Genomic DNA, 8,456 nt, shown 5'->3' on the forward strand with positions numbered 1-8,456 from the left:
CCACCGCCCCGGCCGGGGCGCGTCACTCCCCGCCCAGCCGTTCGCCGGGCGCCGGCCGGGCGCCGCGCGCCCAGTCGGCCACCGGGAGCATCCGCTTGCCGGCCGGCTGGACCTGGTCCAGCCGGACGGCGCCGCTGCCGGTCCCCACGAGCACGGTGCCGGCGTCGACGAGCAGCTCGCCCGGCCCGAGGGCGGGTCCATCGGGCACCGGGTGGACGGGGCCGAGCCGCATCCGCTCACCCCGCCAGGTCGTCCACGCGCCGGGGGCCGGGGAGACCCCGCGGATCCGCCGGTCCACCACGTGCGCGGGCAGCGCCCAGTCGACGCGGGCGTCCGCGGTGTCGACCTTGGGGGCGAGGCTGATGCCCTCGCCCGGCTGCGGCTGCGGCTGCAGGGCGCCCGCGGCGATGCCGTCCAGGGTGGCCCGCAGCAGCTGCGCGCCGCTGACGGCGAGCCGCTCCAGCAGGTCGCCGGCGGTGTCCCGCGGGCGGATCTCCTCGGTGACGGTGCCGTACACCGGGCCGGTGTCCAGCCCCGCCTCGAGGAGGAAGGTCGAGGCGCCGGTGATCTCGTCGCCGGCCATGATCGCGTGCTGCACCGGGGCGGCGCCCCGCCAGGCGGGCAGCAGGGAGAAGTGCAGGTTGACCCAGCCGTGGCGCGGCACGTCCAGCGCCGCCTGCGGCACCAGGGCGCCGTAGGCGACGACGGGCACGCAGTCGACGTCCAGCGCCGCGAGCTGCTCGAGGAACTCGGGATCGCGGGGGCTGCGGGGCTGGAGCACCGGGATGCCGGCGGCGTCCGCCCGCTCGGCGACCGGGGAACGGCTCACCTTCCGGCCCCGCCCGGAGCGGGCGTCCGGCCGGGTGAGGACGGCGCGGACCTCGTGGTCGGAGTCGAGCAGCGCGTCCAGGGACGGGACGGCCGGTGCCGGGGTGCCGGCGAACAGGAGCTTCAGTGCGGACTCACCTTCACGACGGGGAGGTAGCTGCCGTGGCCCTGCCACTCGGCGGCCTGGATCTCGGCGAGCGCCGCGGCGCGGTCGACGTCGGCGAGCCGGTCGACGAACAGGACGCCGTCGAGGTGGTCGGTCTCGTGCTGGATCGCGCGGGCCAGGAGCTCGGAGCCCTCGACCCGCACCGGCTCGCCGTGCACGTTCCAGCCGGTGGCGACCACGTGCAGGGAACGGCGGCAGTCGTAGCGCAGGTCGGGGATCGACAGGCAGCCCTCGGGGCCGTCCTGCACCTCCTCCCCCACGGCGGCGACGTCGGGGTTGACCAGGTGGCCGACCTCGCCGTCGACGTACCAGGTGAAGACCCGCAGGCCCACGCCGATCTGCGGAGCGGCCAGGCCCGCGCCGCCGGCGGCCTGCATGGTGTCGGTGAGGTCGGCGACGAGCTGCCGGAGCTCGGCGTCGAAGTCGACGACCGGGCTCGCGGGCCGGTGCAGCACCGGGTCGCCGAACAGCCGGATGGGGGTGACGCTCACCGGGCGATCGTATGCGGGGCTGGTGAGGTGCTAGAGCGGCCCCGCTGCAGGGTCCCGCCGCGAGCTCGCGAGCGGTGGGGGGCAGTGGGGTCCTCCTGCCAGCGCGGCCCGGACGGCGGCGTCGACGTGCAGCGCCGTCGTCGGGAAGGCGGGGACGGGCAGGTCGCCCGGGCCGATCAGCAGCTCGATCTCCGTGCAGCCGAGCACGACCCCCTGGGCGCCGCGGGCCACGAGCCGGTCCACCACCTCCCGGTAGGCCCGGCGCGACTCCTCCCGCACCACCCCGAGCACCAGCTCCTCGTAGATCACGCGGTGCACGAGCTCCCGGTCGGCCCGCTCGGGGACCAGCACCTCCAGCCCCGCGGCCGCCAGCCGGTCGACCAGGAACGGCTGCTCCATCGTGTAACCGGTGCCGAGCAGGCCGATGCGGGTCAGGCCGGCGGCGGTCACCGCCTCGGCGGTGCTGTCGCCGATGTGCAGGAGCGGGATGCCGACCGCGCCGGCGACCGCGTCCGCGACGGTGTGCATGGTGTTGGTGCACAGGAGGAGCAGGTCGGCGCCGGCGGCCTGCAGCGCCCGCGCGTCGGCAGCCAGCAGCTGGCCGGCCACGGCCCAGTCGCCGGCCGCCTGCAGGCGCTCGATCCCGGCGAAGTCCACCGAGAGGAGGATGCAGCGCGCCGAGTGCAGCCCGCCCAGGCGGTCGCGCACCGCCTCGTTGAGCAGCCGGTAGTAGAGCGCGCTGCTCTCCCAGCTCATCCCGCCCAGCAGCCCGATCGTCCTCATCGGCGGCATCGTCGCAGCTCGCCGGCGCCCGGCGAAGAGGTGCGGTCCTGATCTCCCGTGCACGGTCGCCCGCTGCCCACGCAGGCGGAGCTCCTGGGCGACGCCTACACCAGGTCCAGCGGGTCGAGCTGCACCCGCACGTGCTCGGGCACCTTCTTCGCGCTGCGCACGCCCTGCACCTCGGCCAGCGCGTGCGCGAGCGCCGTGCCCTCGGTGCGCGGGACCCGCACGAGGTACCGCTCCCGCTCGCCCTCCTGGCCGGGCCGTGGTCGCTCCGGGACCGGGCCGAGGAGGTCGGCGTCGGCGGGCAGGCGCGCGGCGGCGAGGAACTCCCCCAGCGCCGCCGGCGACCCCACCAGCGACGCCATGCGCGTCACCGGCGGGAACCCCAGCTCCCGGCGGTCGGCCAGCTCCCGCTCGGCCAGCCAGGCCGGGTCCCAGCGCACCAGGGCCTGCACGACGGGGTGCCCGGCGTCGGCGGCCACGACGACCTGGCCCCCGGCCGCGGCGGGGCGCACCAGCGACGCCGCGTTGGCCCAGCGGCGCAGGGTCTCCTCACCGGCGCGCAGGTCGGCGCGGCCGAGCAGCGCCCAGGAGTCCAGCAGCAGCGCCGCGCCGTAGCCGCCCTCGGCCACCGGCTCGGCACCGGGCGTCGCCACCACCAGCGCGGGGCCCGCCGGGACGGTGGCGAGGACCCCGGACGTGCTGCCGGAGGTGCGGACGGTCGTGCCCGGGAAGGCTCGCGCGAGCTCCTCCGCGGTGCGCGACTCCCCCACCACCGCGGCCCGCAGCTTGGTGCCGTGGCAGTGCGGGCAGTCGAAGGTGGCGGCCGGCCGGGCGCACCAGCGGCAGGCCGGGATCCGTGCGCCGCCGGGGCCGGGTCGTGGGGAGATGCCGAGCGGGCCGGCGCAGTGGGCGCACCGGGCCGGGGCCCGGCAGCGGGCGCACGCCAGGGAGGGGACGTACCCGCGGCGCGGGACCTGGACGAGCACGGGGGCGCCGGCGGCCAGCGCCTTGCGCGCCGTCTCGTAGGCGAGCGAGGGCAGGCGGGCGGTGCGGGCGGCAGGGTCGCGGGCCAGCTCGAAGTCGTCGCCCAGCGCCTGCACCCGGGGCGCGGCCGCGCGCAGCACCGCCCGGTCGGCCACCAGCTCGTTCGCCCAGCCGGACTCCACCAGCAGCCCGGCCTCGGCGGTCCGCGAGGTCCCCGCGACGACCGCCGCGCAGGAGTCCAGCCACGCCCGCTGCACCAGCACGTCGCGGGCGTGCGGGTAGGGAGCGCGTTCCTCGGAGTGCAGGTCGTCGCCGTCGTCCCAGACCACCACCAGGCCCAGGTCGCGGACCGGCGCGAACATCGCCGCCCGGGTGCCGAGCACCACCTGCGCGGCGCCCCGGGAGGCGGCGAGGAACCGGCGGTAGCGCTTCTCCGGCGAGTCGTCGGCCCGCAGCACCGTGAACGCGTGCTCCGGGAGCAGGCGCTCCGCCGCCGCCGTCAGCCGGTCGAGGTCGCGGCCGTCGGGGACGACGACCAGGGCCCCGCGCCGCCCCGACAGCGCCGCCCGGCACAGCTCGACCAGCCGGGTCGGCCAGTCCTCACCGGGCAGCGCCGTCCAGACCGCGCGCGCCGGCCGCCCCTCGGCCAGAGCGGCCAGGAGCGCCGGACCTGCCTGGTACCGGGCGAACCCGGCGGGGTCCGGCGGCTCCGGCAGCGCCTCCGGCGTGGGCGACTCGCGCTTCTCCGCGGCGGCCCGGCGCGGCGGGAGCGCCAGCCGCAGCACGTCGCTCGCGGTGCCGGCGTACCGGTCGGCGACGGCCCGCACCAGCCGGGCGACCTGCGGCGTGAGCACCGGCTCACCCGAGGGCACGTGGGAGAGCGGCTGGAGCTTCCCGGCGAACTCGCTGGACCCGCCGAGCTCCCACACCACGCCGTCGACGAGACGGCCGTGGAAGCGGACCCGCACCCGGCAGCCCGGCTGCACGGTCCCGGCGTCCTTCTCCGGCACCGCGTAGTCGAACGGGCGGTCGAGGTGGGCCAGGGGCACGTCCACGACGACCCGGGCGACCAGCACGTGCTCAGTCTCCCCGTCGCTACCGACCGGAACGGCCCCGGGTGACGTGCTGGAACGGCCCCGCTGCAGGGGCCCGGGCCGGGCCTGCGAGGTCCGGGGGGGCAGCGGGGTCCTTCCTCAGCCGACGGCGGCCTGGAGCGCCTCGACCCGGTCCAGCCGCTCCCACGGCAGGTCCAGGTCCGCCCGGCCGAAGTGGCCGTAGGCGGCGGTGGGGCCGTAGATGGGCCGCAGCAGGTCCAGGTCGCGGACGATGGCGCCCGGCCGCAGGTCGAACACCGAGGTGATCGCCTTCTCCAGGACCTCGTCGGCGACGGTGCCCGTGCCGTGGGTGTCGACGAACAGCCCGACCGGGTGGGCGGCGCCGATCGCGTAGGCCACCTGCACCTCGCAGCGGCGGGCCAGGCCCGCGGCCACCACGTTCTTGGCCACCCAGCGCATCGCGTAGGCCCCCGAGCGGTCGACCTTCGACGGGTCCTTGCCCGAGAAGGCGCCGCCGCCGTGGCGGGCCATGCCGCCGTAGGTGTCGACGATGATCTTGCGGCCGGTGAGGCCGGCGTCACCCATCGGGCCGCCGATGACGAACTTCCCGGTCGGGTTCACCAGCAGCCGGTGCCCGCGGGTGGGCAGGCCGAGGGCGGCGAGCTCCGGCTCGACGACGAGCTCCTCGATGTCCGGGGTCAGCAGCGTCTCGATGGAGATGTCCTCGGCGTGCTGCGAGGAGACGACCACGGTGTCGACGGCGACCGGGCGGTCGTCCTCGTAGACGACCGTGACCTGGGTCTTGCCGTCGGGGCGCAGGTAGGGCACCGAGCCGTCCTTGCGCACCGCGGAGAGCCGGCGGGAGAGCCGGTGGGCCAGCGCGATGGGCAGCGGCATGAGCTCGGGCGTCTCGTCGGTCGCGTACCCGAACATCAGGCCCTGGTCGCCGGCGCCCTGACGCTCGATCGCGTCGTCGGCGGTGCCCGCCGTCCGCGCCTCGTAGCCGGTGTCGACGCCCTGCGCGATGTCCGGCGACTGGGCACCGATGGAGACGCTGACGCCGCAGGAGGCGCCGTCGAAGCCCTTGCGGGAGGAGTCGTAGCCGATGCGCAGCACCGTCTCCCGGACGATCGCCGGGATGTCGACGTAGCCGGCCGTGGTGACCTCGCCCGCGATGTGCACCTGACCGGTCGTGATCATCGTCTCGACGGCGACCCGGCTGCGCGGGTCCTGGGTGAGCATCGCATCCAGGATCGAGTCGCTGATCTGGTCGGCGATCTTGTCCGGGTGGCCCTCGGTCACCGACTCGGACGTGAAGAGGCGGCGTGGCACTCGGTACTCCCTGGGGACGGTGGGCGGGGTCGCTCGGTGCGGAGCACCGGGTGCGCACGTTACCGGCGCACCCCGGAGGCGGGCACGACGGCGTGCGTCAGGCCCCCGCGGGCGCGGCCAGCCGGGCCGTGACCGCCGACCAGATGCCGGCGGCGACGGCGTCCTTGCTCCCCCGGGGCACCTCGGTGCTACCGCCGTCCGGCGACAGCACGACGACGGCGTTCTCCGCCCGGCCGAACACCTGCCCGGCCGAGACGTCGTTCACGACGAGGAGGTCGCAGCCCTTGCGGGCGAGCTTGGCCCGGGCGTGGGTGAGCACGTCCCCGTCCCCGTCGCCGGTCTCGGCCGCGAAGCCGACGACGAGCTGGCCCGGGACCCGCTTGGTGACCAGCTCGGCCAGGACGTCGGGGTTGCGCACCAGCGGCACCGATGCCGGCTCGCTCGCCGAACCCTTCTTCAGCTTGGTGGCGGCGACGTCCGCCGGCCGGAAGTCGGCCACGGCCGCGCTCATGACCACGACATCGGCCGCCGCCGACTCGGCGAGCATCGCCGTCCGCAGCTCCTCGGCGGTGCCGACGGGCACCACGCGGACGCCGAAGGGCGCCGGCAGCTCGACGTTGGCGGCGACCAGCACGACCTCGGCGCCACGGGCGGCGGCGACCCGGGCCAGCGCCCAGCCCTGCTTGCCCGACGACCGGTTGCCCAGGTACCGGACCGGGTCCAGGGGCTCCCTGGTGCCGCCGGCGCTGATCACGACCCGGCGGCCCGCCAGGTCCGGGGCGAGCGTGTCGGCGCCCGCGGCGAGGACCACCGACGCCAGCGCGGCGATGTCGGCCGGCTCCGGGAGCCGGCCGGGGCCGGAGTCGGGCCCGGTGAGCCGACCGACGGCCGGCGGCAGCACGATCGAGCCTCGGCGGCGCAGCGTCGCGACGTTGTCCTGGGTGGCCGGGTGCAGCCACATCTCGGTGTGCATCGCCGGCACGAAGACGACCGGGCAGTGCGCGGTCAGCAGCGTGGCGGTGAGCAGGTCGTCGGCCCGGCCCATGGCGGCGCGGGCCAGCAGGTCGGCGGTGGCCGGGGCGACCACCACGAGCTCCGCCTCCTGGCCGATGCGGACGTGCGCGACCTCGGGGACGTCGGACCACACGTCGGTGGTGACGGGGTTGCCCGAGAGCGCTTCGAAGGTCGCCGCCCCGACGAAGTGCAGCGCCCCCGGGGTGGGGACGACGCGGACGTCGTGGCCGGCCTCGGTGAGGGCTCGCAGCAGCAGCGCGGCCTTGTACGCGGCGACCCCGCCGCTGACCCCCAGCACGATCCGGCTCATGCGCTCATCCTCTCCCAGACGCGACGACGCCCCCGGCAGCTGCCGGGGGCGCCATCACAACGAGCGAGACGGCTGGGCACGTCACCAGCCGTCGGCCCCGTCGCAGGGCCCCGTGCCGAGCGTGCGAGGCGTGGGGAGCGACGGGGTCCTCTTTCAGTTCTCGCCGGCGGTGTGGGCGAGCAGGCCCTCGTTGATCTCGCGCAGCGCGATCGACAGCGGCTTCTCCTGGGGCGCGGTGTCGACCAGCGGGCCGACGTACTCCAGCAGGCCCTCGGAGAGCTGGCTGTAGTAGGCGTTGATCTGGCGCGCGCGCTTGGCGGCGAAGATCACCAGGCCGTACTTGCTGCTGGTGCGCTCGAGCAGCTCGTCGATCGGCGGGTTGGTGATGCCCTCGGGGGCGGGTGCGACTCCGGACACGGTCGGACGGGTCTCCTCGATCGTTTCGTGGGAGCGGGCGGGCCGGCGGAACCGGCGGGCTCACTCGTGGGCGCTCGCGCCCGGAACCGGTCCGGGCGAGGGCGCAGTCAACAAGCCTACCAACTCGTCCGCGGCGCGGGCGACGTCGTCGTTGACGACCACCACGTCGAACTCGCCGGAGGAGTCCAGCTCGGCCTGCGCGATCGCCAGCCGCCGCTCCTGCACGGCGGCGGGCTCGGACCCGCGGCCGGCCAGCCGGCTGACCAGCTCGGCCCACGACGGCGGGGCGAGGAAGACCAGTTGGGCCTCCGGCGCGCGGGCCCGGACCTGCCGGGCGCCCTGCAGCTCGATCTCCAGCAGCGCCGGCCGGCCGGTGGCCAGCTGCGCCTGCACCGGGGCGAGCGGCGTGCCGTAGCGGTTGCCCGCGTACTCGGCCCACTCCAGCAGCCCGTCGGTGGCGATCAGCCGGTCGAACTCGGCGTCGGCGACGAAGTGGTAGTGCACGCCGTCGACCTCGCCGGGCCGGGGGCGACGAGTGGTGGCCGACACCGACACCCAGACCTCCGGATGCCGCCGCCGGACCTCGGCGACCACGGTGCCCTTGCCGACCCCGGAGGGTCCGGAGAGCACGGTCAGCCGTGCCGGTGTCGCTGCAGCCACTCGTCGTCCTCGCCCGGGGTCGTCGGCGGTCCCGACGACCCTCCTCAGACGGAGCCGTCGGCGGGGACCTGCTCGGCGTCGACCTTCTCGCCGCCGAACTCGGCCTCCAGCGCCCGCCGCTGGTTGGCGCCCAGACCCCGCACGCGTCGTGTCGGGGAGATCTCCAGGCGTTCCATGATCTTCGCAGCCCGCGCCTTGCCCACACCGGGCAGGGATTCCAGGACGGCGGAGACCCGCATCTTGCCGATCACTTCGTCGGTCTCGCCCTGCTTGAGGACGTCGCCGACCGTGGCGCCCTTGCTCTTGAGTCGCTCGCGCAGCTCGGCGCGCGCCTTGCGGGCGGCGGCCGCCTTCTCGAGGGCGGCGGCCCGCTGTTCCGGGGACAGGTCAGGCAGGGGCATGGTGCAACC

General features: G+C 76.2%; 9 protein-coding genes. All 9 read right to left on the reverse strand.

The features are described from left to right. Positions 1 to 22 precede the first annotated feature (22 nt). The 9 genes from fmt to mihF all read right to left on the reverse strand — a co-directional run bounded on the left by fmt (position 23) and on the right by mihF (position 8,447). Positions 23 to 1,003, reverse strand: a complete 981-nt coding sequence (gene fmt, locus ACI794_RS17805; protein ID WP_456602001.1) for a methionyl-tRNA formyltransferase — start codon at positions 1,001 to 1,003, stop codon at positions 23 to 25. Next, positions 952 to 1,485 carry a peptide deformylase gene (def, locus tag ACI794_RS17810; RefSeq protein WP_456602000.1) on the reverse strand — a complete coding sequence of 178 codons (534 nt, stop codon included), beginning with the start codon at positions 1,483 to 1,485 and terminating at the stop codon, positions 952 to 954. Before def ends, fmt begins: the two co-directional genes overlap by 52 nt. 30 nt (positions 1,486 to 1,515) lie before the next feature. Then, positions 1,516 to 2,268, reverse strand: a complete 753-nt coding sequence (locus ACI794_RS17815; RefSeq protein WP_456601999.1) for an aspartate/glutamate racemase family protein — start codon at positions 2,266 to 2,268, stop codon at positions 1,516 to 1,518. A gap of 104 nt (positions 2,269 to 2,372) precedes the next feature. Beyond that, entirely contained in the window at positions 2,373 to 4,334 is a 1,962-nt protein-coding gene (locus ACI794_RS17820) for a primosomal protein N' (RefSeq protein WP_456601998.1), read from the reverse strand. 117 nt (positions 4,335 to 4,451) lie between these two features. After that, the gene (gene metK / locus ACI794_RS17825; protein WP_456582247.1) at positions 4,452 to 5,645 is read right to left on the reverse strand and encodes a methionine adenosyltransferase; all 1,194 of its coding nucleotides are present in this window, start codon (positions 5,643 to 5,645) and stop codon (positions 4,452 to 4,454) included. A gap of 97 nt (positions 5,646 to 5,742) precedes the next feature. Then, complete coding sequence (gene coaBC / locus ACI794_RS17830; RefSeq protein WP_456601997.1) at positions 5,743 to 6,969, reverse strand: bifunctional phosphopantothenoylcysteine decarboxylase/phosphopantothenate--cysteine ligase CoaBC; 1,227 nt, start codon at positions 6,967 to 6,969, stop codon at positions 5,743 to 5,745. Between the two features lie 153 nt (positions 6,970 to 7,122). Beyond that, positions 7,123 to 7,386: a DNA-directed RNA polymerase subunit omega gene (rpoZ, locus tag ACI794_RS17835; RefSeq protein ID WP_014376157.1), complete on the reverse strand. Its 264-nt coding sequence runs from the start codon at positions 7,384 to 7,386 to the stop codon at positions 7,123 to 7,125. Between the two features lie 60 nt (positions 7,387 to 7,446). Then, entirely contained in the window at positions 7,447 to 8,046 is a 600-nt protein-coding gene (gene gmk, locus ACI794_RS17840; RefSeq protein ID WP_456601996.1) for a guanylate kinase, read from the reverse strand. A 44-nt stretch (positions 8,047 to 8,090) separates the two neighbouring features. Beyond that, positions 8,091 to 8,447, reverse strand: coding sequence for an integration host factor, actinobacterial type (gene mihF / locus ACI794_RS17845; protein WP_456582244.1), 357 nt, complete (start codon positions 8,445 to 8,447; stop codon positions 8,091 to 8,093). Positions 8,448 to 8,456: the final 9 nt, after the last annotated feature.

The organism is Blastococcus sp. SYSU DS0541 (assembly GCF_054050875.1).